Genomic DNA, 26,918 nt, shown 5'->3' with positions numbered 1-26,918 from the left:
GGAATGGGTAGCGAGCAAGATTGGGAATGGGTAGCGAGCAAGATTGGGAATGGGTAGCGAGCAAGATTGGGAATGGGTAGCGAGCAAGATTGGGAATGGGTAGCGAGCAAGATTGGGAATGGGTAGCGAGCAAGATGCTCGCACTACAAGGATTTCGCCATTGTTGATATTAAGGTTTAAATGCCGAACAGCTTACCAGCATTCTGCGACAAAGGACAAAGGAATAGGACTTAAGCAAATTGACGGCACAGGCGCTACCTGTAGGGGCACGGCAATGCCGTGCCCCTACCATAAATGGCGTTTGTGCTTGACTGGCGTATAATCCCAGCCATAAATGCGGTAACGTTCTGAAGCTGGAAAAACAGGATCGTTGTTAACCGTGGTAATGCTCAGTTGATTACCCTGCTCGTCTTGAAAGATAAACTTACAAAAACCCAGACCCGTTCCAGAGCAGTCTTCTAGCTCGTGCCATCCTTCTACTTGGTGTATATGGTTCCTGACTGCTCCAAATTCATTTTCCAGCTCAAACGTGGCAGGTTGCCATCCCATATCGATGAGTTCTTGTCTTAAAGCCCGATAGGACTGATTTTGGTTAATGTGGGGTAATGGTAATCCCCAGGCTTTCTGTACTGAAAAAAGTGATGCTGAAAGACTTAACGCATATATCAAAAACGTCCTCATCTTACACTATTTCCTCTATGTTGTTTCCACTCTTTTATATCCTCTTTTTCCGGGCGGGTGTAGGGTGCGTTAGCGTTCGCGAAGCGTTCCCGAATGGTAGGGTAGGGTAGGGTAGGGTAGCGTAACGCACCATTTCAAACGATAGTAGTGAAACCCGCCCCTACAGACGTGTCAACTGATCGTTGGGGCGGGTTTAGTCCTGACTTTTCACGTCATCTAGAAACATCGAGATCAAACCTAACTCCCCAGCCCCCTTCCGTTCCCCTATTAGATCCCCCTTCCGTCCCCCTTAAAAAGGGGGAAGCCAGATGTTGCTTCGCTTTTGGTTCCATGGGTGAAGAATTGAAAGCCTCTCTCCTTGCAGGAGAGAGGTTTGGAGAGAGGTTTTCCACATACCGTGAACAGTGAGGTTATCGTCAGGTTCTGAGTACACAAATACTAGAACCTCGACCCGAAAATCTTGCCATCCGGGATAAAAAATACGAGAACCTTTATCCCCCCAACACGGGGAAATGCCGATAAAATCAGAACCTTGAGCGTTGAGTACATCATTAATAGGCGCATCCAGTCTAATCTGTAGCTAATGTGCAACCTAGCCATCAGACATCTGGTATAAGCGAAAAAAGATTAACTTCGCTTCAGGGGCGATATGCAATGCTACAGTCCACCAGTAATTACTCAACAACGCGATCGCAGCTTGCTACCCCAGTTGCAGAAGGCAGAAGGCACAATTGGATCACCCATTGTCAACAACCTATAGATGATAGGCAATTAGAACGAGGCGACATTGATAAAATCCCTAGAGTCAGAACACCGTTTCAGGTGATCAAGCAAGGCTGGCGAACCCTATTAACCGACTTTCAGATTATCTTTGAACGTGATCCAGCCGCCCGGAATCGGTTGGAGGTATTCGTTTGCTATCCCGGCTTACAGGCGCTGATTAGCCATCGCCTCGCCCATTGGCTGCATCGTCAGCGAGTACCATTCCTTCCCCGGTTCCTGTCTCAACTGGCGCGATTCTTCACCGGAATCGAAATTCATCCAGGGGCGGTGATGGGTAAGGGCGTGTTTATTGATCACGGCATGGGCGTGGTGATTGGCGAAACCGCGATTGTGGGTGATTACTGTTTAATTTACCAAGGCGCAACCCTGGGCGGAACCGGTAAAGAAACTGGGAAACGCCATCCCACATTAGGGAAGAATGTGGTAGTGAGTGCAGGTGCCAAGGTATTAGGGAATATCCACATTGGCGATCATGTTCGCATTGGGGCGGGTTCAGTGGTGTTGGGAGATGTCCCCACCGATTGCACCGTGGTGGGAGTACCAGGGCGAATTGTACGTCAGTCTGGCAAACGCATTGATCCGTTAGAACATGGACAACTTCCCGATACACAAGCCGCCGCGCTACGGGCGTTACGCGATCGCATTACCGAACTCGAACAGCAATTGGAATCCTTAGAGTCCAAAAGAACAACTGTTGTCTAAGCAATCGTAACCTTTATTCCGGAGAAACTCCGCATGGGTAATACTAAGATTTTCGTCAATGCGAGTTCCTTTAATACAAGGTTTTCCATGACAAACCTTGGGATTTATCTCAATTTGTTCTTGCCAATTCTTCATTTTTTATCTCGCCTAATAAGCTGTTCGGCATTTAAACCTTAATGTCAATAATGGCGAAAGCATTGTAGGGGCGCAGGTTGTGCGCTTTTAACCCTGAGCGAAGTCGAAGGGTTAAACGTCAAATCTATTCCACAATTTTAGCTGTGTAAGTCCTGTTGCAGTCTAAGGTAGAATTTGTCATGCTGAGTGGAGTCCGGAGCGAAGCGGAGGAACGAAACGAAGCATCTGTCCAGATTCTAAAGCTCGTTCCTCGCTATAGCTGCGCTTCACGCTTCGCTCTCCAATGACATGATATAGCACTACAGGCATACGTTAGGACATTCCATTATTAGCCCATTGCCTATTCCCGCTCCTCACCACAAGACTTATTCAGCAGCCCCGACTTAGCCGACTCATTCTCCCATCAACTCGTTCTCACTACTTTGCCATAAAAATTTGCTGATTTGGCTACCAATTTCTCCCTCTATGGGAATCTCAACCTCCTCACTACTTTCATCCGTATTTTCATCATTAGGATTAGAGCGTAATGGGTTTATTTTAAAAATCTCTGGAGTGGCGAGGATGAGTGAACGGCTTGTCTGAGCCATTGCATTATCAGGTTCGATGTCTAGAACTCGCTCAAAGCAGGATAGCGCGTCGTTGTAGCGCTTCATTGTACAGTAGGTTGTGCCTTTGTTGTACCAAAGGTCAGCAACATCAGGATTAATTTGAATCGCTTTGTTGTAACAGTCAATCGCGGCTTCGTACCGTTTCAATTGCTCTAGGCAGATTCCTTTGTACACCCAGGCGGGGATAAAGTCAGGTTTAATATCAATCGCCTTTTGGAAGCAGGTGAGTGCCTCTGTATAGTTTTTCTCATCTTGGAGTGTCACACCTTGATTAAACCAAGTTTCGTATTCGCTCATAGTTGGTTAACTCCTGCGTGATTTTCCCAGGCGTTTGGAAAACGGTGAAATGCAAGGCTCAGTTGTCCAAGTCTATGATTAACACCTTTGCCAAAGCTATAATTAGCCTAACGCTAGATAAGTTCTAGCAGGCTGAAGATACTGAAAATGCCCGCTGTGCTACCTGTAAACCCCAATCCATCATCGTTAAAGGTTGGTATCAGTGGCAAGAAGCAAAAGAAGCCTTAGAAACCCTCTATACTCAAGTCGCTGTTATCGAACCTGAATTTATTGCCAAGACAAAAGTATCCCCTCTATATTTCGGACAAATTCAGTCTGTACTCCCATCCAATACAGCCATCCTGGAATTCTTCTTCACTGCCAACAAGCTCCTAACCCTATTAATTATACCTGAAGCTAACTCTCCTGAATCTATTCCTGTCAAACTTAACCCCAAATTCATCGACAAACTCGCTCAAACTTGGGTATCCAACATTACGGCGAAAACACCATCAAAGGAAAAAGAAGACATTAACGCAACCATCCAAACCCTCTCTGAGCAAATTAATCAAATTTCCGATTCCCTCAATTTGTCAACCTTACTCCCCCACATTCCCGCTCAGATTCAGCACTTAATCATTGTCCCTCATAAATACTTACACCTTTTCCCCCTTCATGCTTTGTGGTTAAATGACCACCAGCGACTAATTGAGCGCTTTGCCGTCAGTTATTTTCCCAACCTACAAACCTGGAAAATATGCCAAAACCGCCAACGTTCTCGTCATTCCTTAATGGGCATAGAAAATCCCACCCAAGACAAAGACTTAATCTTTGCCAAAGCGGAAATGGCAAGTATCAGCCAGCGCCGACAATTTAGTCACCGAAAAATTTTCCCCGGAAAACAAGCCTCAAAAGCTGAAATTTTACACTCGGCTACTGATACCCATTGCTTCCATTTCTCTGGTCATGCCGAATACAATTTCCAGAATCCCCTCGACTCCTATCTGATGTTATCGGCAAACAGCGAACACTCAAGCGTTTAAGCGGGACTCCCTTTGAAAATCCCTATTACTGGGCAGCATTTATCCTAACGGGATGTTAAATCATGAGTAGCAGCGATAGTGTGATTAAAGATAGTGATATTTTTATTTGTGAAGCATTCAAGCAAATTTTGAATCAGCCTGCGGTTGAACTCGAAAAGACACTGGGTAGTCAAATGCCTGGTGATATTCGTCTCTACTTACGACAACTACCCTCTGAAGACTACCAGAACCCAGCAGCGATGGCAAATCACATCACCGAATTTTGCCAGCAACCGGGAAACGAGGCGCTCGATGAATGGCTAGGAGAAATCTATGATGGTCTGGATACAGATGGTATCGATAAACTCGTCAAAAAAACAGGAGACCCCGGTGAAGAAGCTGATGCACCGACTGAAACCAATAGAATACTGATAAACGAAGCGCGTGATATCTGTCAATATTTGCAAAACTGGGCAACTCAACAGTTAAACCAACGCAATCAGGGCAATAATCCCCCGGTACAAGGTCAAGGTAAACCAGGAAATCAAAATGCTGCCAACTGACATCCGATACTGGACAATTAGAAATCACAGTTACCCAAAGCCAACCCACCTGTGCGGGGTTAAACTATCTGAATCAGGACTTACGCAGCCACACCATATATATTGGTTACGGTGCGTTACGCTACGCTAACACACCCTACAGATAGAGCTTTTTCGGAAGTCCTATGAATTATTCATAAATTGTATCAGCAGACTCCATTTATATAATCCCAGACCTTAAGTCTGATGGCAAGAAGTTTAACCATGAATCCCACCCAAACCAGTACCACAATTAAACTTTTATCCCCCACGCTGCACCTCTATCATTACGTGCTGCGAAATAGCCTCAACGAACCTCCAGAAACCACAGACAAGCGGCGGAAATTCTTCCAGGAAAACCTGCAAAACCTCTCCACCCACCTCACCAGCAGCACCAATAAACGGGCATCAGATTTTGTTCAACTCATCCCCATTGAACAAGAATTAGCCCCCTCTGGAAACGTCCTCGATTTCACTACTGTTCCGCCAGAATGCCAAAAACCCAATAATGACCGACTGTATTTAGAGACAGGAATTATTCACAGTCGCCTAGTTGCACGTCGCCTCAATGACACTTACCTGCTGCGCTTCACCAGCTACGTTCCCTCGATTCACCAAGAACAAGCCTTACCCATTTTTGCGAATCTAGGTGAACATATTGCCAACTTACCTCTGGAACTCGGACAAACCGTCATCCTGGGCGGAATTTTACCCAATTCCTACTATTCCCCTAGCGATATTCCCCAAATCGCCGCTAATTGTCTCAGTCACTACTATGGCACACCCATTGACCCAAACAATCTCAGAGTCGAGGAATTTTTAAACAGCCCATTTTGTATTTACGCCAAACCCGTTACTATCCAAAAATTTAATACCTATACTATCGAATCTATCCATCTAAGCTGTGTTTTCCTCTATCAAGACCCAACCATTGAGCAGCAAGCCGATAAAGTGTATCGCATCTGCCAAGATATGCTACTCAGTTATCATAAAATTCACTTTTTCCATTCTCAAAGCATTATCTTAAAAAAGATACTCGGTCAACAGTACGAAGCTATCGAACGACTCACCGAGGACTACAATCAACAAAAATGGGATAGTCAATCCCTGAAAAAGCTACCCCAAGACTCTCTGGACTATTATAAAAAGCTCTCTTTTCTGCAAGACCAATCTAAAACCGTTGGCGTCAATTTAAAGAATTATCAAGAATGTCTCCGACAAATTCAACAGCAAACCGGACAGATACCACCGCAATTCTTCACAGAATTTGAGCAAGAGATTAGCTTTTACCGGGAACAAATGGAAGCAAATATTGGTTTTCTCAGTCCAAAATATCGTAACCTTTACTGACTCAACCATGCGATCGCGCGTCGAATCCATTCCTCGGCGTTGGGGTTTTTCGCCAGCAGTCCATCCTGACTAATCGCATTCAGCGCCTGGGTAATTTCGGCGGTTTCATACCCTAGGGCTAATAGGGTCATTTCCACATCTTCTAAAATAGCGGGGGAGGGTCCCGTTGCACTGGCTGGGGTTTCCACACCCGCGAATTTCCGCCATTCGGATAACTTGGTTTTTAGTTCCAAGGCGATGCGTTCAGCGGTTTTGCTACCCACTCCCGGTGTTTTGGCTAAGGTGCGAGTATTCCCAGTGACAATCGCCTGAACCAGATTTTGCAATCCCAGAGTATCGATAAGTGCGATCGCTAATTGGGCGCCAATCCCACTCACACTCACCAACTGGCGAAATAAATCCCGTTCTGCGGCTGACGCGAAGCCATAGAGGATTTGTTGATCTTCCCGGATTTGCAGGTGAGTGAAGACTTGTACTACTTGTTCTGATCCGATCTGAACCTCTTGGGATAGCTGTCGAGTAATTTGCACCTCATACCCAATTTGGTTCACCTCTAGAATCAGAGTAACTCGATTCCCATTCCCTTTCTGAATCGTCGTGACTGTTCCTTTGAGATAACTAATCATTAATTATAAGTATCCAAATTTAGACTGACCGTTACATTAGTAGAGACGCGCCATGGCGCGTCTCTACACTGTTGGCGATCTTCCCTGTTCCTTCTTCTCCTATCCCCAATTCCTAAGCCAGAAACCCCAAATGATGCAGACCTTCTAATATACCATCTGCATAATGTGCCTGAGCAAAATAATGGTAATCTTTTTTGTTCTCCTCATACCATTGACGCAGTTCAGGTTTAGCATTTCCCACCAGAATACCCCGTTCTTCCCCAGCACTAAACAGGGCGATATCATTACCAGAATCACCACAGACAACGGTTTTTGTCGCGTCCATGTCCCATGTTTGCCGCAGGAATTGTACCGCTAAACCTTTATCCCCTTGACAAGGTAAAATATCTAAGTCTTGACCCCCACTATAGATTAGCTTGACATCTAACCCTTTTTGTTTTAGAGAAAATTCCAGACGGGGCAAAACTTCTGAGGAAATTTCTTCACTTACCACATAACTGACTTTAAAAGGGCGCTGTTCTGTCTCAGGTTGCAGCACAAGGTCAGAATAATGACCAGCCGTGGCGACAACCTCTTCCCGGTTCCACCCCTCTGACAGGATGTCCGCCCATTCTGGATCAAAGATTTCTTCCTCCGGATTAAAGTAAATTTCGGTACCGACTGAAGTAATCAGGGCATCCGGTGACAGTAGGGGCTTTTCGGTGGTTAGTTTCCGGTAGAGGTCACGCGATCGCCCGGTAGCATAGACTATCTTAGTACCATAGTCTTGGCGATGCTGCTCTAACTGCTGATTGAGTTCCTTGAGGGCATCGTCATCGCCAACTAGAGTGTTATCTAAGTCGGTTATGAATAAAAATGCAGTCATCACAATCTCGCTGATGATTAGAGTTTGCACCTGCATTATTTCGCATCAGCGTGGGATTAGCCAAGGGCTTTTGGATCAATAATTTTAAACGTTGGGCTCTTCCGGACTTACTATGCCAAACTGTTAGTTAAAACGGCTCCAAATTCAGTTATACCGTGATTTTATGCCTCCACAGTCTAAGTTAACTCGAAATAACGCCCAAAATCATTGCTAAGCAAGGATTTTGGGCGTATTCTGATGCAATTTAGCATAACAGGTACGGAAGAGCCCGTAAAGTAGCCATACGACCTCTTTATTATCTTGCAACCAACGGTCAATCGCCCGTAAGTCATCAGCCGCTTGCGACCCAGCTTGTGGAGATTGAGTGCGATGGACTAACCACTCAACGATTGGAGAATGGGCAGGGTTGTCTTGATCAACTAATTCAACTAACTGTTGATCTAATTCAAGGAGTGAACGTAATTCAGGTATAGCATAATACAGTTGCAACAGGGCATAATTTAGCCAAAAAATTGACCAACTATTCTCACCCACTTGTTGCTCATAACTCGCTAAATCATTACTTTCTAGGATTGGTCCAGGTAATCTCGGTTGACCATGGGCGGACAAAAACTTTACATTACTTAAATTAACCTCAGAATGGGCTAATTCTTTAGCTTTTTGTGATTGTTCGACAAACAGACGAAACAGCAAGCTTTTTCCAGTCCCCTTCGCCCCCCGAATTAACCAGTTTTTGTTGCTTAAAAATCTGGGAAAATCTTCAGTGCGGTGAAATATATTGGGTATATTATCTGCTTCTATTTCTTGGGCAGTTGCTGCATCGAAGCTTAATTCATTTAAAATAGATTCACGTTTTGCTGAAGTTCCATCTTTTTCTAGTTCAGGCTTGATATCAGGTAGACTTGCATCAATAGCATCAGCAATTTGCAAATAATCATTTAGTAAACTTCCAGGAATATCAATTAAACTGGATAAAGTTGTAATGCTGGGATTATAGGGAATTTCATAGTAAAGTTCTCCCACAGTCGTTTCACTCGGTAAACCCCAATTTTCCTCAATCCAATCTTCCACCCTAGTGATCCAAGTTTGACGCTGTTCTGGTGCAACTAGAGGCATAGGCGTAAGCAGAAAGCGAAGATCAGGTTTTCCTTCATAGTCACGGTGTTTCCGCACCCCTTTTACAACCCAGCGTAATCCTTCAAAACTCTGGTCTGTGGGTGAAAAGCACAGGATACCCGTATCAGCGAGATCAAAAAGTGCGATCGCGCTGGTATCATTAAATCCAGGACGTGCATCAATCAAAATCACATCTGGATTTATCTGCTTTTTGATATCTTCCATAAGCTGATTAACTGGATTGGTTTCACCTTGATAGAACTTTTCTAGAGTGTGTCGATCCAGATCAGCTAACCGATGAATATAATTTTCATTATACTCTCCCACTGGTATTAAAAATAGTTCACCACGAGTGGGTAAATTGATGGGATAGATACAACTCTCAATCTGGGGAATATTCTGATCAGGAGTCAAATAGCGTTGGTGCAAGTAATCCATTACCCCGTAGGTTTCTCCATTGAACGTTTCCGTATCTGAGCGAAACATAATCGAAATTCCTGGGGCTTCTAGGTCAAAATCGACCATAACAACTCGACGATTACGCCTTGCCAATATACTGGCGACTAAGCCCAGAGCAGTAGAACGTCCTACACCTCCCTTGAATGAGTAAAAAGTAACAATCAAAGGACGCTTAGGACTATCTTCATCAATCTGAATCGGTTGGTCAGATTCTGGAGCCATTAAGAGGTCTGACCAAAGTGGTAATTGGATAGTATCTGAAGGTTTTTCTGTTGCTTCTTGGGGAGTTAACAACTCATAGCTAGCAATGGGGTATTGACCCAAATTAGTATTAATAGTCTCTAAAAAAGAATCAATTTTTTGTTCGCGCCATTCTAAGGGCTGGTTTGTAAACAAATGAGTAATAACCCTAAGTTTCAACCATCCTAGTGAAGTTAGCTTTATTTTTACCTGTGCCTCAGTATCTTCAGATTTTAAAGAATTAATAATATGGTCTTCAATCTGTTGAGAAAATTGAGTTGAATGGGTCATGACGTCTCCCCTTGTTGATCTAAAATAAACCGATGCAATACTTTAATAGCTTTGATAAAGCGTTGACTCTCCTGCTCATCTCCCATTTTATCTGAATAGCGTAATGAATCGTTACGCCAAATGTCTGAAACTGTATTCCAGGCATCTCGATAACGATTAGTGCGGTCTAATTCTATCGCACGTTGTAATGCAGGTACACTTTCCAGTAACTTGCTCAGACTATGTAATTGTGAACCAGATAGTCCCTGTTTAAATACACGAGTATCTTTAAAGTTAGTTTTTCCTTCCCTGTCATAAATAAGAGATTTGAGAGAGCATTCAATGGCATAGCCCCCCAAATAAATAGAACCTGTCCAACGCCCTTGGTCATGTAACACTTGAGCATCTTCAAACCGACGCCGAGAAGCACCAAGCTGGCAACGTCTATCATAAGTATCGGGCAAGTAATAGTCCTCCGATATGATTGAGCCGTATTTTCCTAGCGAATAAGAACTATTTTAGGATTATTCTATTTCCGGTGGCAAGGGTGGTATCAGAGGTTCTAATTGAGTAATCAGCGTGGGAATATCTGAAGTCACTACAGACCAAAGCTGTTCTAGTTCAATATCATCATATTGATGAGCAATGACATTCCGTTGCCCGATAATAGCACTCCAGGGAATTTCTGGATGCTCTTGACGGAAATCTTCTGACATTCGCCTTGCCGCTTCACCTAGAATTTCTAACTGTCGCTCAACTGCACTCTGAAGCAAAATACTCTCTAAATAAGTTTCATAGGATAAACCAGCCGTAAATTCTTGAAGACGACGTGCAGCCTGTAACATATCCCAAAGATAGCCAGCATCTCGATTATTTGGCAGCATAGATTACCTGTTTTGTGCTAAGTATTTCATAACGCCGGAATGGATTACGCAAACAATCCTTTTGGACTAAATCAACCTCCCGCCTAAACATCGTTTTCAGTTCTTCTTTCATTTTAATGATGTCCCACAGACTCCACTTAGCCTCCGGCGCAAAACTGACCAGTACATCCACATCACTATCGGGGCGAAAATCATCTCGTAAGATAGAACCAAATAGGGCAAACTCAGTAATTTGCCAGCGCTGGCAAAATGCAGCAATCTCTTTCCTAGATACCTCAACCTTTGGGCTAATCGTCGTCATCTTGTTTGTAGTAAGGGCTTGACGCTTATATTTTATTAACGTTATATTCCCATATTAAACCTTGAACAGTAAACCCGAAAATCAGCAAAATTTTTGAGTAATACTGCTGCAAAATCATTGGACAATGGTGCGTTACGCTTTGCTAACGCACCCTACTGGCTAAAATGGTGGCATAGATTTAACCATTAAGGTTGTAGGTTGGGTTGACGCAAGGAAACCCAACGGAATCTAGGGACTAAGGTTCCCTACTACAAACCGAATCTAATTCATCAAATAAGGTGTGCCACGCCACTATAAAGGTGACATACTCCCTCCCATGAGTACGTTAACCCATTCCTAAACTAATCTTTAAACCGTCACCCCTTCTAATTCTTCATCAGCCAACTCATACAACGCCTGCAACTTCTGTAACTTCTCCTCACTGGGTTGCCAAAACCCTCGCCCACTTGCCTCTAACATCCGGGCGACAATATTCCGAAATGCCTCAGGATTTGCTTTTCTTAACCTCTCTGCCATTTCTGCATCTAAGGCATAGGTATCTGCTGCTTGCTCATACACCCAATCATCGGTAAAATCTGCGGTTCCCCCCCAACCAATTAACGCCGTCATCCGTTGGGAGATTTCATAAGCACCACCTGAACCCTGACTTGCCATTGCTTCTGCCCATTTGGGATTCAGTAACTTGGTGCGATATTCTAACCGCAGTAAGTCATCTAATTTGCGCGGGGTTGTATCTTTAGAAAAGCTTTCTACAAAACTGGCACTCACTTTCTTTCCCCGTTGTTTCTCAGCCGCTTTTTTCAATCCCCCCGTATTGGCATAATATTCCTGAATATCGGTTAAACCGTATTCCACAGAGTCAATTTCCTGAACCACCTGGCTGGTTGTTTTTAATAGCTGAGTCAGAACTTCCGGACGCGCTTGTCCTTTATCTTGACGCCCATAACTAAACGCATTGCGACTTTCCCAGGTTTTACCTAATTCCTCTCCCGATTCCCAGTTTCCATCCGTCACTTGGTCATTAACTAAGGAACCAAAATCGCCAGCGGGGTTAGAAAATAATCGGGCAGAATTATTCTTGATTCCTTGGGCTTGTAACGCTAAAGCGTGTTTCCGAATAAAATTCTGGTCTTCCGGTTCCTCAGCCTCCGCAGCCCGTTTAAATAAATCATCCAGTAATTCAATAATATTCACAAAACTATCTCGGAAAATTCCCGATAGATTTGCCAATACATCAATCCGGGGATGTCCCAATTCTGCTAAGGGTTTTAACTCATAACGGACAATTCGCCCCGTTCCTTCTTTAATCGGTTCTGCACCCACTAATTCGAGTAGAATTCCCAAGGATTCCCCTTTGGTTTTAATCGCATCTAATCCCCATAACATCACCGCCACGGTTTCCGGATAGTCTCCCTGTTCTTGAAGGTGTTGGGCGATAATTTTTTGGGCAATTTCTCGTCCTCGCTGATAGGCTCCCGGTGAAGGCATCCGATAGGGGTCTAAAGCATGAATATTTCGTCCGGTGGGTAATACACCAGTACCATCTCGTAATAAGTCGCCGCCGGGAGCTGGGGGAATGTATTCTCCATTTAATCCCCGTAATAGATTGGTTAGTTCATCGGTGTTTTGCTGTAATAAGTGGGCAATGGATTCTATTTCAGTGGTAAGGGAATCTGATTCGCCTTTTTTATCCTTAACTAGAGATGCCGCCGCTAATTGAGTTGTTTTAACATTTCCAAGTTTATCTATTACCTCCTTGACTAAATCCGCTGCGCCATTGTCGCCAAAATAAGCATTTAAATAACTCGCCAATGCTTCTGAGTTCGGCGCTTCGCCTAAGGTATGTAATCCGGAGGAAAATAAGCGTTGTTCGACCACTTGCAGGTATTCATACAACTTAACCAGATAATGATTAAATGCCTCAGCACTGAACAAGCGCACATTTTCGGGTGTGAACGGAATCCCTAATTTTTTAGCCTCATCAAAGGGACAATCAGTATCTAAGCCACTATCCACAATTTTCTGACAAATGTCAGGTTTCAGGGCATAATTTTTATCTGGGTCTTCTCGGTACTCAGCAATTAAATCTCGCAGCGCGACTAATTCTTTATACAATCCTGCCCGCCCATACGGGGGTACATTATGGGAAATCAGGACACCATAGCCGCGCCGTTTGGCTAAAATGGATTCCGAGGGATTATTGGCAGCATAAATATAGAGATTGGGAATATCTCCCAGCAAAATATCTGACCAGGAATACCCCGTATTCCCTAAAGGAGAACCGGGTAACCATTCCACGGTGCCATGCATACCAAAGTGAACCACTGCATGAGGTTGAAACTCATGGTGTAGCCATTTATAAAATGCGGCATATTGAGGATGAGGGGTCATATCCCGTTCAAACATTAACCGCATCGGATCACCTGAAATACCTAAGGGGGGTTGCACGCCTATCCAAATATTTCCTAATTGAATTCCGCCAATTTGGAATTCATCCCCGTAAGTTTTAATTCCGGTTCCGGTGAGGGATTTCCACTGCTTTTCGATGCGAGTGGTGAACAGATAGCCGAGCCATTTTTCGAGGGTTTTAACGTTGACTGAGTTTGTCGGTGAATCCTCATGGCTAATTGCTTCATCGGCTTCTTTAACCTGGCGGATAAGTTCTTCGCCATCCTCCGGTAACTCGCCAACGGTATAGCCTTGCTGCTTGAGGGCGTGGAGGACTTTCAGGAGCGATCGCGGTACATTGAGTAAAGCTGCTGTTCCTGTCGCCCCATATCCGGGCGGGAAACCATAGAGAATGATGGCAATTTTCCGTTCTGAAGCGGGTGTCTGTCTCAGTTCAATCCAACGCTTCAGACGCCCAGTTAACCGTTTCACCCGTTCGGGAATTAGATAAATATCCTCTCCCACCAATCCCCCCAGAGGAACCGTGTCAATTGCCCCATCTAATTCTGGTAATGCATATAATACGACAGATTGCAAGCCACCAATTCCTTGTCGCGTCCAAGAGTGAATATCCTGAATCAGTAACGGTGCGGCGACAATATAGGGAACATTTTTTGCCGTGAGGATGCGTTTTGCCACCTCAACTTGACGCCCCGCCTCCATCGAACCAGCGGGTCCTCCGACTAATGGAAAGCCAATTGTAGAAACAATCGCGTCAACTTCAACAGCATCTTTGGATAAGGATAATGTGTCAATTGTACCCAGTTTTCGTCGGGCAGTTTCATCCGCCGAGGTCAGCCAATCGCGCACCGCCACATGTCCTTCCACACCATTAATAAAGATAGGGACGGGGATTAATCCAGCATTCTCAAAGTGGCGAATTAATTGGGGAATATACGGTTGTTTAGAGACAACGTGTTTGCGATATAGGAGAATCCCGACAATGGGAAGAGATCCCCCCCAGCCCTGCTTAATAAGGGGGGTGTTAGAGGGGGAGGAAACATTATTGTGCTTTTGCCGATACCACTCCTGATAATGCTGTGGCGAGGTAAAATATCCGTCATAATCGGGATGTAATAAACCCATGTTTGGAGTTTCGACTGGCGGTGGAATGTCTCCCACTTGTAATCCTAAGTATTTTTCAGCGAGTACCCAAAACATTGAAGCAACGTTTTCGGAACCACCAGCATTCCAATACCCGTAGATAATCAGCCAGTTGCGTAAATCCTGAACTTTTTTCGCTGGAATATATTTCAGCAGCTTGGGACCCGTCTTCAGAAAGCTAATGTAACCCGCAAGTTTATCTTCTTCTCGTCCATTGCTAAATTTATCCAGAATAAACTTAATCGGCTTGGGCATTCCTTTGGGCTTATCGCCAAGTTTAAACGCCCCTAGCTGAGTCAGACTCATTAATTCTAGAGCGGATTCAAAGACGAGGCGAATTGAGATGTGTTGGGTTCTCTCCCGCAGCCAGAGAACGTGGTCATAATCAAACAGTAGACTGGCGAAGAAGATATCAGCCTCTTGGAGGGAGGCGGCGACGATATCCGGTTCTGTGGTCAAGGATTGGTCGCTAAATACGCGGATATCCAAGTCTGGACAGCGTTTTGTCGCCCAATCAGCCGCTTGGCGATACAAGTCGGCGTTGAACGATTCAAACCCAGCGATTAAGACGATGCGTTTCATAGTCCCCAGCCCGAACGATTTCTGCATACAATTGATCTTAATGGGTCTCGGAGATAAATCGTTTATATTGACCTATCCATTCAGTAAGGCATTGATAATCGTTGCTAGCTTCTTCAAGTTCACAGGTTTAGTCATATAATAGGATACGCCTGCGGCTAAACATTTTTCGCGATCGCCTGACATGGCTAGCGCCGTTATCGCAATAATTGGAATGGTGGAGGTGCGGGGGTTGGCGCGAATCTGTTGGGTGGCGCTTAACCCATCGAGTTCTGGCATCTGAATGTCCATTAAAATTAAATCAGGCTTGCGCCGTTGGCTGAGTTGTACGGCTTCTTTGCCATCTTTTGCCATGATCATTTTATAGCCGATTCCCTGTAAGTAATCGGATAAGGTTTGGGTGTTGGCTTCGTTGTCTTCAGCCAATAAAATTAAGGGAGTTGTTCGCGGTAAACTTGGGTCTTCAATGTCTGATACACTAGACCCTAACGTCGCCTTTTCTTCTAGGCAATTAATAGGATGATTCACGGGATGAGAACGCCAAGGTACTCTCACGGTAAAGCAACTTCCTTTTTCGAGTTCACTGTCTACGGTTACCCATCCCCCATGTAATTCCACAATTCGCCGCACTAACGCTAATCCTAACCCTGTTCCCTGATGACGCCGGGATAAACTGCTATCAATTTGGACGAAGGATTGAAAGAGTTTCTCCAGATGTTCTTTAGCAATGCCAATTCCCGTATCACTGACACTGATATAAAGCATCTGATTTGGGGAAGTAGAGACGTAGCATGCTACGTCTCTACATTCCGTATCTTTATAAATTGCCACCGTCACCTGTCCCCCCTCTGGGGTAAACTTCACGGCGTTACTTAATAAGTTAATTAAGACTTGCTGTAAGCGTCGTTCATCGCCCAGAATCGTCCCTAATCCTTCTGCTATATTACTTGTCAACGTAATGTTTTTCTCTAAGGCTAGCGGTTTAATCAAGGATAAACTCGCATCACACAGTTGGGGTATAGTAACGGGTGTCAGGTTTAACTCCAACTTCCCCGATTCAATCTTGGCTAAATCGAGAATATCGTTAATTAACTCCAGTAAATGTCTACCACTTTTTTCAATTGTGGCGAGAGACTTGCGCTGCTTTTCGGTAATCTTCCCATAGACTTCTTCTTGTAAGCTTTCCGATAACCCCAGAATCGCATTCAGTGGCGTTCGCAATTCATGACTCATATTTGCCAGAAACTCATCTTTTAACCGGGTAGCGTGGGCGAGTTCCGCATTGGTTGTGGCTAAGATATCATTATTGTGGCGCAATTGCTCGTATAATTGAGACTGTTTAATCGCGATCGCGAGTTGGGTGGCTAGGGATACCAGTAACTCAATTTCCCAGGTTTGCCATTCTCGCGGATGGGAACATTGATGGACGATGAGTAATCCCCAGAGGATATCTTTCTGTACAATCGGGACAACCAGTTTTGCCCGGATTGCGTATTCCTCCATGAAGTCTACCATACAGGGTAGAACCTCTTCGCGATCGCGATCGGCTAAAGCATACACTTGTCCCTGAACATAATTCTGATAACAGCTGCGGGGAAAGGCTTCTGCTGGAAAGATAATATTCAATAACTGGGGAAATCCTGAGGCTACCCCTTCCGCAATTGCCCGTCCCCGATTATCCTCAAAAAGCTGATACACTAATACTCGGTCAGCCATTAGTAATTGTTGGACTTCTTCAACCGTTGTTGTCAGAATTGTCTCCAAGTCTAGGGATTGACGAATGCGTCGAGACATCGCACTGATTAATCGTTCTCGTTCCACCTGTTGACGCAGGGTTTCCTCTACCTGTTTGCGTGACGTAATATCTGACGCTGTACCGAGAAGTTGTTTCGGTTTCCCCTCAGATGTGCGCGTAAAAATGGTATCCCAACTATATAACCAACGCCATTGACCATCCGCATGGCGCATCCGATACTCACATTCAATAATATCACCATCTTTGGCGGTATTAAAGCATTGATGTTGGCGTAAGATGTGGGCTAAATCATCGGGATGCATTAGCGATTCAAACAGTTTGGATTCCATCTGCTGAATCTCTTCTGGGGTATAACCCAGCACTTGGGCAACGGAACGGTTAATATAGATATTACGGTGTTCGACAATATCATAAATATATAGCACATTCGGATTCGTATCCGCAATTCGTTGGATAAATCGCTGACTCTCTTGCAGCGCCAATTCTGCTTTTTTGCGATCGCTAATATCCCGAAAATAGACGGATAACCCTTCTTCCGAGGGATAGACTCGCACTTCATACCAGGTATTGTTCCGCGCATACAACTCCTCAAATGCCATCGGCTTTTGTTCTCTGGCCGCTTGGCGATAGATGGTTTCAAATTGGGTGCCAATGGCATCGGGAAATTCATCCCAGATACATCGACCAATCATATCAGAGACAGGACGATTAATTAAGGGGGCTAAGAGGGAGTTAAAGTGGGTAAACTGCCAATCTTGATCCAGGGAAAAAAAGCCTTCAGTAATACTTTCTAATATATTATTAATCTTGCGATGGGAATCTTGCAGAGCTAATTCCGTTTCCTGGCGTTCCTTAATTTCTCGGTGCAGGTGTTCCACTGTCTGTTCTAACGCCGTGGTTCGTTCCTGTACTCGCTTTTCTAGGGCTTCATTTAAGTGTTTCAGGGATTCTTCCGCCTGTTTGCGATCGCTAATATCTCGATAGGCGCTTAAAAAGAAGAGTTGGTTGTCTTGGTGAATAATGGAATGGGAGACGAGCAGGGTTTTCTGAACCCCATTTTGATCGCAAAATGTCGTTTCCAGCGTTCTCAGTTTGCGCTTCTTACTGGGACTTTTTTGCCATTGCTTCACCTGTTGATAGAGAAGCGGATCAGGATACAGTTTCGCCATGAAATTATCACAACGATTTGCTTCTTGGCGGGTATAGCCCGTAATTTGCTGCATTTGATGATTAAAGATACGGAATTTTCCCTGACTATTACTTAGGGTAATTCCTTCGCCCACGGTATCAATCACCGTAGACAATTGTCCCGCCATGGATTGAATCGCTTGTTCTGCTTTTTTGCGTTCGGTAATATCGGTAACCGTGGTTACCCGCAAACTACGTTCCCCTTGCTCCATGATCGGTCCAGTGGTAACCTGAATATCAATAAATTTACCATCATGACGCCGCACCTGCCATTCACCGCAATGATGGGGGTCAAGGAATTCGGTTAAGGATCGTCCTAATAAATAATCACGGGGATAAGCAAACAGTTGACAGAAGGCGGGATTCACCCGCACCAGTCGCCATTGTTCATCAGTAATACATAAACCCACGGGGGCAGATTCATAGAATAACTCTAATAGTTTCTCACTGGTTTTGGCTTGTTCCTGCGCCTGAACTCGATGGGAAATATCCAGCCACGCGCCGATAATTTCTTGGGGAATTCCTTGGTCATTGCGAATCAGCTTCCAATCATCTTGTAGCCAAATATACTCCCCATCTTTCTGCTTAAATCGATATTCTTGAATCGAATAGCCTTGCTGAAACAGTTGAGCAAAGCCGGTGAGAACGGTGGGTAAGTCTTGGGGATGAATGTGATTTAACCAAAAATCCGGTTGTTCCAGGATTTCCGCTGGCGTATAGCCAATTAAGGCGGTAATATTATCACTAATAAACGTGGTTTGATAGGGCGGAATAAACTGGCGACTGTAAATGGCAGTGGGACTCGCGGAGAGTAAATAATGCAGTCGTTCTTGAGTCGCCTTTGCCAATTGTTCTGCCTTCTGCCGTTCTGCCAGTTCCGTTTGTAATTGGGAAAAGGCATTCGCTTGTTGAATCGCGATCGCGATTTGCACACTGAGTTGTTCTAATAAGTCTAATTCCTGGGGTTCCCATTGGCGGGGGGCGGCACAATGATGGGCAACTAATAAGCCCCAGAGTTGTTCGTTAATAATAATGGGTACAGTGAGAATAGCTTTAACTTGAAACTGTTCGAGTAATTCTAAATGGCAAGGCGTTAACCCTTGATGATAAATATTATGCGCCACCTGACGCCGCCCGTTCAGATAGTCAGCGCCTTTAGTGTCTTGGAAATACGAATCACGAATTTGTGAGCCGATAACTGAGGGAAAATCACCCACCGATTCTGCCACAATCTCCCCACTCCAATTCTCGGCAAACTGATAAACCAAGACGCGATCGCAATGAAGGAGTTGGCGCACTTCCTGAACGGTGGCTTGGAAAATATCGGGGAGTTTCAGGAAGCAGCGAATCCGTTGGGCGATGGAGCGTAAAATATGTTCCCGTTCCGCCTGTTTTTGTAATTGGTGGGTGCGGGATTGGACTAATTCTTCCAGTTGAGTATTGCGACTTTCTAATAACTCAATTTTTTCCGCTTCTAACTGACCGATGACTTGCTGGAGTTGGTCAATTACGCCATACATTTCCATCGGATCAAGGACTTGCAGTAATCGAGTTTGGGTGACAATTCCCAATAATTTCCCCCCCTCACCCGTGACGACTAATCGGCGCACATAACGACGCTGCATTTCCTGATGAGCCTGCCAAAGATTATCCGTAGAATGTAGGCAAAATAGGGGTTGACTCATCACATCATCTGCTTTTAATCCACTCAGATTGACACCCAATACCTGAAACTGAACAATATCCCGTTCGGTGACAATTCCCACAGGTTTTTGTTGAGTTTCCCCCTCAATCCCTTGACAAATAACCACACAACTGACCCGATGTCGTGCCATTAACTGTGCGAGTTTGAGAACTGAGGTATCGACAGTTGCTTGAATCACCGTCCTATTCATCACCTCATCCACGGTTCGTAGTTTCAGCAGATGAGAGGGTTCAATCACTGAACGCAGGCTGGAGAGGGTAATTAAACCCAGTAATTGTTCCTGATCATCCACCACAGGCAGATGACGAATCTGATATTGTTTAAGAATACCCAGAATGCTAAAAACATCTCGAAACTCGCTCGACTTGAGGCGATAATCTGGGGGACTCATCACCTGACGAATACTCACCCCCGCCAAATTGCGCCCTTGTGCCGTTAAGCGCACCACATCCCGTTCAGTAAAGATACCCACAAGCTGAGTTCCCTGGGTGACTAAGACACAGCTAGTGGAGGGAGACAGTAAGGGATTCTCCGGGGGTTCCGGCGTCTTTTCTCCATCCTGGGAACAGGAACATCCCTGCACCTGACTCATTCGCGCCAAAACCTCAACCACAGGCGTATCCAGCGTCACCGTAACTGGAGTGCGATCGAGGATATCGTCAAGTTGGGGAGAGTGGAAGCACCAAGGTTGAGGTTGGTTAGGGAGATGAGGAGCGGATGCCATAGGGATGCTAAACTGATTAGCGATAAGGGATTATAAAATCGAATCAGGGGTCGCAGACGTGACCGTTTTGGGATAGAGGTGTACTATCCTCTCCCTTTTCAGCATACAATTTTGATAATTGTTCGTAGTCAGCGCTTTAGCGCGATAAACACTTGCATCGCGGACTAAGTAGTCGGACAAAAGAAAACGGTACTGTATTAAGTTTTGCAAATAGTCCTCAAACCCTGACAAAGGACGAATGACAAAGGACGAATGACAAAGGACGAATGACAAAGGACGAATGACAAAGGACGAAGTTGACAATTTAATTCGTTTAAATACTCCTCAGTTGACAGGTGATGGTTTTGGATATGTAACATCAGAGGGAAACTATGTTAGTCCATTTTTTGCGAGTTTTTTGTCCCCACCCAGTTATTTAGTTCTCTAATGAAGAAAAGAAAAGCGGGATGACAGCCAATTCTCATAACTTTATTTCAGCCTTACGTCACGGTTTAATTGTGTCTTGTCAAGCCCCTGTTGACTCGCCTCTCCATGATCCATTCGTGATTGCGGCGATGGCGCAAGCTTCTGTGAATCAAGGCGCGGTTGGGGTGCGAATTGATACCCCAGCCCATATTCAAGCAGTGCGGAAGCAATGTCCGACAACGCCGATTATTGGGTTGTGGAAACAACAAATACCTGGATCTGAGGTTTACATTACGCCTCAGTTCCATCAGGCTGATGCGATCGCGTCAGCCGGGGCTGATATTATTGCTCTTGATGCTACGTTACGACAACGCCCTGGCGGGGAAACCCTCTCTGAATTAATTCCCCGAATTCACGAGGAACTCGGGAAACCCGTTATGGCGGATATCGATACGATTGAAAATGCTATCGCCGCCGTGAACGCTGGGGCTGATTTTGTGGGAACCACCCTTTATGGTTACACCGCCTCAACCCAACATCTTCAGCCACCGGGGTTTGAACTCTTGTCCCAAATCGTCAAACAGTTAGACGTGCCAACGATCTGTGAAGGGGGCATTGCCTCGCCCCAGATGGCACAACAAGCCTTACAGTTAGGCGCTGATGCTGTGGTGGTGGGAACAGCGATTACGGGGATTGATGGGCAGGTTCAAGCTTATCAAAAGGCGATGAGGGATGGTTATGAATTATGAATAATTCATTTGCATTTCCTATTTGATCGGATTTACGGTAAAATAAAGGGTTTTTTTCGGGTATCTCTATTGCCCATGCGATCGCAAAGGTGACAAAATGTAAACAGAGCGGTAGTCCGTGACTAGGGGTATTCAGGGGTCAGGTGCGGAACAGTCCCAGGTTCAGCGAAGGGTGGTGGCGATTGGCATATAGACTTGCGATCGCTAAACCGGGCGTTGACCAAGATTGTAAAGAATTGCAACTAATGTGCATAACCTCTAGCCAAGTGGACGTATTTCCTAGTGGAGGTGATGGTTATGCTGACACTCTTGATTTTAATTGCCTACCTTACAGGTTCTGCAATTTTTCTCGATGTTTTGTTTAAAGAAGAGTTAGAACAGTTGTGAACTACCTACACTATACCCTCTGGGTATAGTGTAGGCTTCGCGTCATTTGATTGATATTTATTTAGAAGATACCCCCGCCTTCTGCCTTCTATGACGTTGTAACTTTAGCGATCGCAGACAACTTTAACCAGGATGGATAACTCCCCTCTGCCTTAATCTGCTGGATTTGTTCCTGGGAAATCGGTAAATTGAGACGCCCTGCCACCGCCCGGACAATATCCCCTCGGTCAATAACACCCGCGATCGCGCCTGCGGGAGAAAGTACGGTCAGATGCTTTAGCTGACAGGTTTCCAGAGTATTAATTACGTCTATTAACGGAGTTTTCTCCTCAACTGTGGCAATGTCCGATAACGGGTGAACCAGACTCTCCAGGGACTCCATGTCCCAGCGACTGCGTTCGATTGTTTGTAAATCTTGAATCTTAACTAAACCGCGATAACGTCCCTCGGACGCGGCATAATACGGCTTATTCGTCTGAATATCTGCCAGAATGTACTCCTCCGCAAAAGACCGTAAGCTCATGGTGGCATCCAGGACTCGAAAATCGCGGGTCATGGCGTCGGAAGCTTGAAGCTGGAGTAAGGCTTCTTGTAAGATGGTCAGGCGATCATAAGCATTGGCATTGCGATATACAAAAGAGCCGATCAACGCCAACCACAGGACTGTCCATACTCCAGTTAACAACGCCAGTCCTACGGATACCGCGATCGCTAAAAAGCCAATCAGTTTACCCGCCTGTGCTGCCCAACGCACCCCTTGCAAGCGATTCCCTGTCAGCTTCCAGATTGCCGCTTTGAGAACTTGTCCACCATCGAGGGGTAATCCGGGGATTAAATTAAACAGGGTTAATACAAGATTAATTCTTGCCAGATCCGCCGCCACCAGATATCCCAAATTTTCCGTAGGCAGTACCTGAGTTAACCCATAGAATAGACCAAACAGACAGAGGCTAACCCCAGGACCTGCGATCGCGACTTGGAACGCATCACCGGGAGTCTGAGATTCACGGTCAATCGCCGCCACGCCGCCAAAGATAAACAGAGTAATCGAATTGACTTTAATTCCCTGCGATCGGGCCACTAAACTATGCCCTAGTTCATGCAATAACACCGAAGCAAACAATAATAGCGCCATCACCAACCCCAGACTCCAGGCGGAAATTGACTGAAAACTCGGATCAAAATTCCCCGCCTTGAGCAAGGTTACCAAGGCTAAGATAAAAAACCACGACGGGTCAATAAAGAAAGGTATTCCGAATAATGAGCCAATTCGCCAATTTGACTGTATCAAGGTTTTACTTCCTGTGACGTTTACCTGGACTAGGGGTACTTGACTGTTCAGTATTCGTATTCTACAATATCACCTTTTCGATCCCCAGCTTCTTTAAGAAGTTGGGGATCTGACAAAGGAAGAAGGGATCTCGAAATCCCGACTTAGAGTGCCCCGGCGCTACTCAGTCCCAAGATCACACCAGCGCCAACCAGGTGTCCTAAGCTAGCCGTTGCCAACAGTTCGGTCACACCGAAACGCTTGAAAATAGCGGGTTTGGGCAGGGGTAAATCCGGTCCCACACCCGGATTTTGAATCGCGTAGTAACCGACAACCAGTACCACCAAGTTGCAGATAATCATCACTAGCCCCACAGTGGGAGTCCAGCTAGGGGTTGAGGGTACAGACGATTGCACCGCCGCGAGTAAGGTTGTGTTAAGCATTGTATATTCTCCTGATCTTGATAAACCGATACAAGTGAAAAAATAATAAAGAATTATCGGGATAAAATTCATAAAATGTTGTAATATTTTACATTTTGACCAAAAAACCAGAATGGGGCTATCGATGCGGGTTAAAATTTGTGGCATTACCAAACCAGAACAAGGACAAGCGATCGCGCAAAAGGGTGCAACCGCCCTGGGATTCGTATGTGTACCCGCTTCCCCCCGGTACGTCACCCCCAATCAAATCAAATTGATCGTAGACTCATTGACGATATCGGTGGATACTATCGGCGTATTTGCCAACGCTTCCGTTGAAGAAATCTGCGCCACGGTTGCCCAAGCCAGATTGAACGGCATTCAACTTCATGGAAATGAATTCCCCGAATTTTGCACCCAATTGCGGCAATTTCTGCCTGAGATTGAATTGATCAAAGCGTTGAGGGTGAAAACGCCGGAAGATTTACAGTTAACTGATCGCTATATCAGTTGTGTCGATACCTTGTTACTTGATGCTTATCATCCCCAGATGCTAGGGGGTACGGGTAAGACACTTGACTGGCAGAAGCTGGCTGAATTTAATCCCCCTTTACCGTGGTTTCTGGCTGGCGGCTTAACCCCAGAGAATATTGGCGAAGCGTTGAAACGATTGCACCCCGATGGGATTGATCTATCAAGTGGCGTTGAGCGATCGCCGGGAGATAAAGATTTGGATAAAGTGGCTTTACTATTCCAACAGATAGCCCTGTAGTGGCATAATCCCCTAATTTGATGGATGACGCTTGCATTCAGATGGTATGCTGGTGGGCATTACCCACCAGCCTTAAGTCGAATGTCACTGACTTTAGAGTTTGTAGTCAGCGCTTTAGCGCTTCTGGCACTAAAGTGCCTACTACAAACCCAGCTTTAAGTCAGTGCCATTCAACCTAAGATGAATAGCACTGAAATAAGCATTTGGGGAGCGCCAAAACCCTTTATCTATCGTAGTAGCTTGGCAAGCTTAAAACAGTGGTCAAGTATTTTCAAGGAACCCTTATGAGAGTAGCGATCCAGAAAAATTTTACCCACAACTTTAAGCTTGCCAGCCTAGTAGGGTGGGCATTGCCCACCATCTTTAAGTCAGTGGCATTCAACCTAAGATCTTGTCCATCGTTGATAAAATTGCTCAATCTCTGATTCTGAGTAGAAGTGCCTAACCAATTCTGTTTGATAGATTTCATCAAGATAATCAACAGGCAAATCAACATTCCTCAGAAAGCTTTTGTATAGACTCTTATATCGCTTCTGTAGACCTACATTAGCCTGAACAAGATTAGCGTTTTGGAGTCCCAAGAACTCTTGAAAGGCACTCTGGTATGAATCATTTAGAGATTCCAACTTTAACAAAAGGATTCTGGCAAGCTTAGTGTTGTAAATATAGTAATTACTCCCGGCTATGGAAGGTGCAGCAAATATGTCAAAATCCAAATTGTCTTTCAACTCAAAATTGAACCACTCAAATGGGTGTTTACGTCTGGAATTGTCAACCTTTTCTTGGTAAAATCTTTCAATGACTTCTGGCAAAACTTTTGTGTCGCCTTCTACTTTTATTTTTTTTCGATAATCAAGTCCTAATAGAAATTCTCTTTCTAGGTTCTGAAAAAAACTCGATAATATTTTCGCAACCGGATCTCTGACCAGAGTGATCACACTCCAAGGATGCATTATATTCTTTTGATCCAGTTGACTTCGCAAGTATTCTGAGTGAATGGTTTCAGGATACATGAAGCGTAGTTTGGGAAAATTGGCTTTGTCCCTTTCTATAGCTCTACTGATCTGCTCATGTCTTAGGGTATGAACATGATAAATGGGAATATCAAGATTTAAAGACTCAAGACTTTTCCAGATTGTAGTTGAGCCAACCTTACTCATTTGATAAATTACAATCTTATCTTTGCTACGCAGACCTTCTAGCCATAAACGCAGACGATGATAAGGATGTGTAATGCGATAGTCTTGCCTGAGTGAAGACTGGATTAAAGGTTTAAGTGCCATCTTAATTTTAGCTCGCGTGCTTTTATTATTTGGGATATCTAGTGAACTTTGCAACTCTTAGATTAATTTTAACTGATATCGAAGAGTAAAATTTCAGCATCGGTTGTCGCCGCTATTGCCACATCTGTTTCCTCACTCAAAGCTGCACCGTCTCCTGACTCTAAGGCTAACCCGTTCACCGTAATCGTACCTCGCGCTACCTGTAGCCAGCCATAGCGTTGAGGTGGGAAAGAATGAGTGATGCGATCGCGCTTTGTCAAGACGGCTGCATATAAGTTTACATCTTGATGAATCGTCAGGGAGTTTTCTCTACCATCCCCTGAAGCAATTAAATGGAACTGTCCGGGATTCTTGGCGATGCCAAAGTTATGCTGTTCATAGCTAGGATGATGTCCATTTTTATCGGGCAAAATCCAAATCTGTAATAAGTGAACGGGTTCAGTTTGTGAATGATTAAATTCACTATGACGAATCCCTGTTCCCGCACTCATCCGTTGTACATCACCGGGATAAATCACAGAACCATTCCCCATACTATCTTTATGTTCTAGCGCTCCATCTAAAACATAAGTAATAATTTCCATGTCCCGATGTCCGTGAGTACCAAATCCTGCTCCCGGATTAACCCGATCCTGATTAATCACCCGCAGGGTACGAAATCCCATCGCATTTGCATCATAATAGTTAGCAAAGGAAAAGGTATGATAGGTATCTAACCAACCATGATTAGCATGTCCTCGTTCTTGAGATTTGCGAATCTTAATCATTTGTCATTTGTCCTTTGTTGTTGCTATAACCCTCAGCTCATCTGGATTAAGTATACACAGAGTTTAAAGTTTGCTATGAGTTCCATCACAATAGGGAGGATTATTGGTATATTTACAATTACACAAAGCCACTCGTTGTTTCTCTTTTATCTCCATAGATAATGGCGCAAAATCGGTGTCTTGATGGGCTCCATCACAAAAAGGTTGTTTTTGAGAATGACCGCAACGACACCAATAATACGTTCCCGGATCGAGTTCTAAAACCGCAGGCTTTTTATCGGCAATATTGGGATGGCTCATCACTATTTCCTCAAACAATGGCTCTTCCGGACTTACTATGCCAAACTGTTAGTTAAAACGGCTCCAAATTCAGTTATACCGTGATTTTATGCCTCCACAGTCTAAGTTAACTCGAAATAACGCCCAAAATCCTTGCTAAGCAAGGATTTTGGGCGTATTC

General features: G+C 44.7%; 23 protein-coding genes and 1 pseudogene. 7 read left to right on the top strand and 17 right to left on the bottom strand.

The window, feature by feature from the left end; genetic code table 11:
- Positions 1–285 precede the first annotated feature (285 nt).
- A complete protein-coding gene (locus tag RIG27_RS14010) occupies positions 286–681 on the bottom strand; it encodes a hypothetical protein (protein ID WP_446346039.1) in 396 nt (131 codons plus the stop codon).
- A gap of 654 nt (positions 682–1,335) precedes the next feature.
- On the opposite strand from RIG27_RS14010, the gene cysE reads away from it, so the two are divergent.
- Positions 1,336–2,166 carry a serine O-acetyltransferase gene (gene cysE / locus RIG27_RS14005; RefSeq protein WP_446346038.1) on the top strand — a complete coding sequence of 277 codons (831 nt, stop codon included), beginning with the start codon at positions 1,336–1,338 and terminating at the stop codon, positions 2,164–2,166.
- On the opposite strand, the gene RIG27_RS14000 is transcribed toward cysE, so the two are convergent.
- Together RIG27_RS14000 and RIG27_RS13995 are read right to left on the bottom strand one after the other, a co-directional pair.
- Positions 2,137–2,301 carry a DUF433 domain-containing protein gene (locus RIG27_RS14000; RefSeq protein WP_446346036.1) on the bottom strand — a complete coding sequence of 55 codons (165 nt, stop codon included), beginning with the start codon at positions 2,299–2,301 and terminating at the stop codon, positions 2,137–2,139. The two genes, cysE and RIG27_RS14000, sit on opposite strands and share 30 nt — an antisense overlap.
- A 392-nt stretch (positions 2,302–2,693) precedes the next feature.
- Entirely contained in the window at positions 2,694–3,206 is a 513-nt protein-coding gene (locus RIG27_RS13995) for a tetratricopeptide repeat protein (protein WP_446346034.1), read from the bottom strand.
- A gap of 569 nt (positions 3,207–3,775) precedes the next feature.
- Between RIG27_RS13995 and RIG27_RS13990 the strand changes: the two genes are divergently transcribed.
- From RIG27_RS13990 to RIG27_RS13980, 3 genes are all read left to right on the top strand, one after another.
- Entirely contained in the window at positions 3,776–4,228 is a 453-nt protein-coding gene (locus RIG27_RS13990; RefSeq protein ID WP_446346032.1) for a CHAT domain-containing protein, read from the top strand.
- A 62-nt stretch (positions 4,229–4,290) separates the two neighbouring features.
- The gene (locus RIG27_RS13985) at positions 4,291–4,770 is read left to right on the top strand and encodes a hypothetical protein (RefSeq protein WP_446346030.1); all 480 of its coding nucleotides are present in this window, start codon (positions 4,291–4,293) and stop codon (positions 4,768–4,770) included.
- Between the two features lie 225 nt (positions 4,771–4,995).
- Positions 4,996–6,138, top strand: coding sequence for a hypothetical protein (locus RIG27_RS13980; protein WP_446346028.1), 1,143 nt, complete (start codon positions 4,996–4,998; stop codon positions 6,136–6,138).
- Here the strand turns inward: RIG27_RS13980 and ruvA are convergent.
- The 9 genes from ruvA to RIG27_RS13935 form a co-directional block, all read right to left on the bottom strand.
- Positions 6,132–6,764, bottom strand: coding sequence for a Holliday junction branch migration protein RuvA (ruvA, locus tag RIG27_RS13975; protein WP_446346026.1), 633 nt, complete (start codon positions 6,762–6,764; stop codon positions 6,132–6,134). The genes RIG27_RS13980 and ruvA overlap by 7 nt on opposite strands.
- Positions 6,765–6,876: 112 nt before the next feature.
- The gene (locus tag RIG27_RS13970) at positions 6,877–7,629 is read right to left on the bottom strand and encodes a sucrose-phosphate phosphatase (protein ID WP_446346025.1); all 753 of its coding nucleotides are present in this window, start codon (positions 7,627–7,629) and stop codon (positions 6,877–6,879) included.
- 210 nt (positions 7,630–7,839) lie between these two features.
- Positions 7,840–9,735 carry a KGGVGR-motif variant AAA ATPase gene (locus RIG27_RS13965; protein WP_446346023.1) on the bottom strand — a complete coding sequence of 632 codons (1,896 nt, stop codon included), beginning with the start codon at positions 9,733–9,735 and terminating at the stop codon, positions 7,840–7,842.
- Entirely contained in the window at positions 9,732–10,178 is a 447-nt protein-coding gene (locus tag RIG27_RS13960; RefSeq protein ID WP_446346021.1) for a hypothetical protein, read from the bottom strand. The genes RIG27_RS13965 and RIG27_RS13960 overlap by 4 nt, the downstream gene beginning before the upstream one ends.
- Before the next feature lie 60 nt (positions 10,179–10,238).
- Positions 10,239–10,598 (bottom strand): HepT-like ribonuclease domain-containing protein, encoded by a 360-nt coding sequence (locus RIG27_RS13955; RefSeq protein ID WP_446346019.1) that lies wholly within the window; start codon positions 10,596–10,598, stop codon positions 10,239–10,241.
- A complete protein-coding gene (locus RIG27_RS13950) occupies positions 10,585–10,899 on the bottom strand; it encodes a nucleotidyltransferase family protein (RefSeq protein ID WP_446346017.1) in 315 nt (104 codons plus the stop codon). The genes RIG27_RS13955 and RIG27_RS13950 overlap by 14 nt, the downstream gene beginning before the upstream one ends.
- A gap of 348 nt (positions 10,900–11,247) precedes the next feature.
- Positions 11,248–15,033, bottom strand: a complete 3,786-nt coding sequence (gene bchH / locus RIG27_RS13945; protein ID WP_446346015.1) for a magnesium chelatase subunit H — start codon at positions 15,031–15,033, stop codon at positions 11,248–11,250.
- A 72-nt stretch (positions 15,034–15,105) separates the two neighbouring features.
- Positions 15,106–20,403, bottom strand: a complete 5,298-nt coding sequence (locus RIG27_RS13940; RefSeq protein ID WP_446346013.1) for a PAS domain S-box protein — start codon at positions 20,401–20,403, stop codon at positions 15,106–15,108.
- A 30-nt stretch (positions 20,404–20,433) separates the two neighbouring features.
- On the bottom strand, positions 20,434–20,706 hold the full coding sequence (locus RIG27_RS13935; RefSeq protein ID WP_446346011.1) for a hypothetical protein: 273 nt from the start codon (positions 20,704–20,706) through the stop codon (positions 20,434–20,436).
- Here RIG27_RS13935 and RIG27_RS13930 point away from each other — a divergent pair.
- Together RIG27_RS13930 and RIG27_RS13925 are read left to right on the top strand one after the other, a co-directional pair.
- Positions 20,699–20,821, top strand: a pseudogene (locus tag RIG27_RS13930) (PEP-CTERM sorting domain-containing protein); the annotation flags it as partial. The gene RIG27_RS13935 and the pseudogene RIG27_RS13930 sit on opposite strands and share 8 nt — an antisense overlap.
- A 28-nt stretch (positions 20,822–20,849) precedes the next feature.
- A complete protein-coding gene (locus RIG27_RS13925) occupies positions 20,850–21,557 on the top strand; it encodes an N-acetylmannosamine-6-phosphate 2-epimerase (RefSeq protein ID WP_446346009.1) in 708 nt (235 codons plus the stop codon).
- Positions 21,558–22,032: 475 nt separating this feature from the next.
- On the opposite strand, the gene RIG27_RS13920 is transcribed toward RIG27_RS13925, so the two are convergent.
- Together RIG27_RS13920 and psaK are read right to left on the bottom strand one after the other, a co-directional pair.
- Positions 22,033–23,232: a site-2 protease family protein gene (locus tag RIG27_RS13920; RefSeq protein ID WP_446346043.1), complete on the bottom strand. Its 1,200-nt coding sequence runs from the start codon at positions 23,230–23,232 to the stop codon at positions 22,033–22,035.
- 146 nt (positions 23,233–23,378) lie between these two features.
- Positions 23,379–23,657: a photosystem I reaction center subunit PsaK gene (gene psaK, locus RIG27_RS13915; RefSeq protein WP_446346007.1), complete on the bottom strand. Its 279-nt coding sequence runs from the start codon at positions 23,655–23,657 to the stop codon at positions 23,379–23,381.
- Positions 23,658–23,781: 124 nt separating this feature from the next.
- Here psaK and RIG27_RS13910 point away from each other — a divergent pair, with 124 nt between their 5' ends.
- On the top strand, positions 23,782–24,408 hold the full coding sequence (locus tag RIG27_RS13910; RefSeq protein WP_446346041.1) for a phosphoribosylanthranilate isomerase: 627 nt from the start codon (positions 23,782–23,784) through the stop codon (positions 24,406–24,408).
- A gap of 383 nt (positions 24,409–24,791) precedes the next feature.
- Here RIG27_RS13910 and RIG27_RS13905 read toward each other — a convergent pair whose 3' ends face one another.
- The 3 genes from RIG27_RS13905 to RIG27_RS13895 all read right to left on the bottom strand — a co-directional run bounded on the left by RIG27_RS13905 (position 24,792) and on the right by RIG27_RS13895 (position 26,758).
- Positions 24,792–25,691, bottom strand: a complete 900-nt coding sequence (locus RIG27_RS13905; RefSeq protein ID WP_446346005.1) for a putative capsular polysaccharide synthesis family protein — start codon at positions 25,689–25,691, stop codon at positions 24,792–24,794.
- A 68-nt stretch (positions 25,692–25,759) separates the two neighbouring features.
- The gene (locus RIG27_RS13900; protein ID WP_446346003.1) at positions 25,760–26,458 is read right to left on the bottom strand and encodes a pirin family protein; all 699 of its coding nucleotides are present in this window, start codon (positions 26,456–26,458) and stop codon (positions 25,760–25,762) included.
- A 63-nt stretch (positions 26,459–26,521) separates the two neighbouring features.
- A complete protein-coding gene (locus RIG27_RS13895; protein WP_446346001.1) occupies positions 26,522–26,758 on the bottom strand; it encodes a CDGSH iron-sulfur domain-containing protein in 237 nt (78 codons plus the stop codon).
- Positions 26,759–26,918 lie beyond the last annotated feature (160 nt).

Origin of the sequence: Coleofasciculus sp. F4-SAH-05 (genome assembly GCF_040222985.1) — a bacterium.
GTDB lineage: Bacteria > Cyanobacteriota > Cyanobacteriia > Cyanobacteriales > Coleofasciculaceae > Coleofasciculus > Coleofasciculus chthonoplastes.
The sequence above is the reverse complement of the archived record's forward strand: the minus strand, read 5'-3'. Positions and strand labels throughout refer to the sequence as shown.

Coding starts and splice junctions, on each gene's coding strand:
- RIG27_RS14010 (WP_446346039.1), bottom strand. CDS start 681: ATGAGGACGTTTTTGATATATGCGTTAAGTCTTTCAGCATCACTTTTT.
- cysE (WP_446346038.1), top strand. CDS start 1,336: ATGCTACAGTCCACCAGTAATTACTCAACAACGCGATCGCAGCTTGCT.
- RIG27_RS14000 (WP_446346036.1), bottom strand. CDS start 2,301: ATGAAGAATTGGCAAGAACAAATTGAGATAAATCCCAAGGTTTGTCAT.
- RIG27_RS13995 (WP_446346034.1), bottom strand. CDS start 3,206: ATGAGCGAATACGAAACTTGGTTTAATCAAGGTGTGACACTCCAAGAT.
- RIG27_RS13985 (WP_446346030.1), top strand. CDS start 4,291: ATGAGTAGCAGCGATAGTGTGATTAAAGATAGTGATATTTTTATTTGT.
- RIG27_RS13980 (WP_446346028.1), top strand. CDS start 4,996: ATGGCAAGAAGTTTAACCATGAATCCCACCCAAACCAGTACCACAATT.
- ruvA (WP_446346026.1), bottom strand. CDS start 6,764: ATGATTAGTTATCTCAAAGGAACAGTCACGACGATTCAGAAAGGGAAT.
- RIG27_RS13970 (WP_446346025.1), bottom strand. CDS start 7,629: ATGACTGCATTTTTATTCATAACCGACTTAGATAACACTCTAGTTGGC.
- RIG27_RS13965 (WP_446346023.1), bottom strand. CDS start 9,735: ATGACCCATTCAACTCAATTTTCTCAACAGATTGAAGACCATATTATT.
- RIG27_RS13955 (WP_446346019.1), bottom strand. CDS start 10,598: ATGCTGCCAAATAATCGAGATGCTGGCTATCTTTGGGATATGTTACAG.
- RIG27_RS13950 (WP_446346017.1), bottom strand. CDS start 10,899: ATGACGACGATTAGCCCAAAGGTTGAGGTATCTAGGAAAGAGATTGCT.
- bchH (WP_446346015.1), bottom strand. CDS start 15,033: ATGAAACGCATCGTCTTAATCGCTGGGTTTGAATCGTTCAACGCCGAC.
- RIG27_RS13940 (WP_446346013.1), bottom strand. CDS start 20,403: ATGGCATCCGCTCCTCATCTCCCTAACCAACCTCAACCTTGGTGCTTC.
- RIG27_RS13925 (WP_446346009.1), top strand. CDS start 20,850: ATGACAGCCAATTCTCATAACTTTATTTCAGCCTTACGTCACGGTTTA.
- psaK (WP_446346007.1), bottom strand. CDS start 23,657: ATGCTTAACACAACCTTACTCGCGGCGGTGCAATCGTCTGTACCCTCA.
- RIG27_RS13910 (WP_446346041.1), top strand. CDS start 23,782: ATGCGGGTTAAAATTTGTGGCATTACCAAACCAGAACAAGGACAAGCG.
- RIG27_RS13905 (WP_446346005.1), bottom strand. CDS start 25,691: ATGGCACTTAAACCTTTAATCCAGTCTTCACTCAGGCAAGACTATCGC.
- RIG27_RS13900 (WP_446346003.1), bottom strand. CDS start 26,458: ATGATTAAGATTCGCAAATCTCAAGAACGAGGACATGCTAATCATGGT.
- RIG27_RS13895 (WP_446346001.1), bottom strand. CDS start 26,758: ATGAGCCATCCCAATATTGCCGATAAAAAGCCTGCGGTTTTAGAACTC.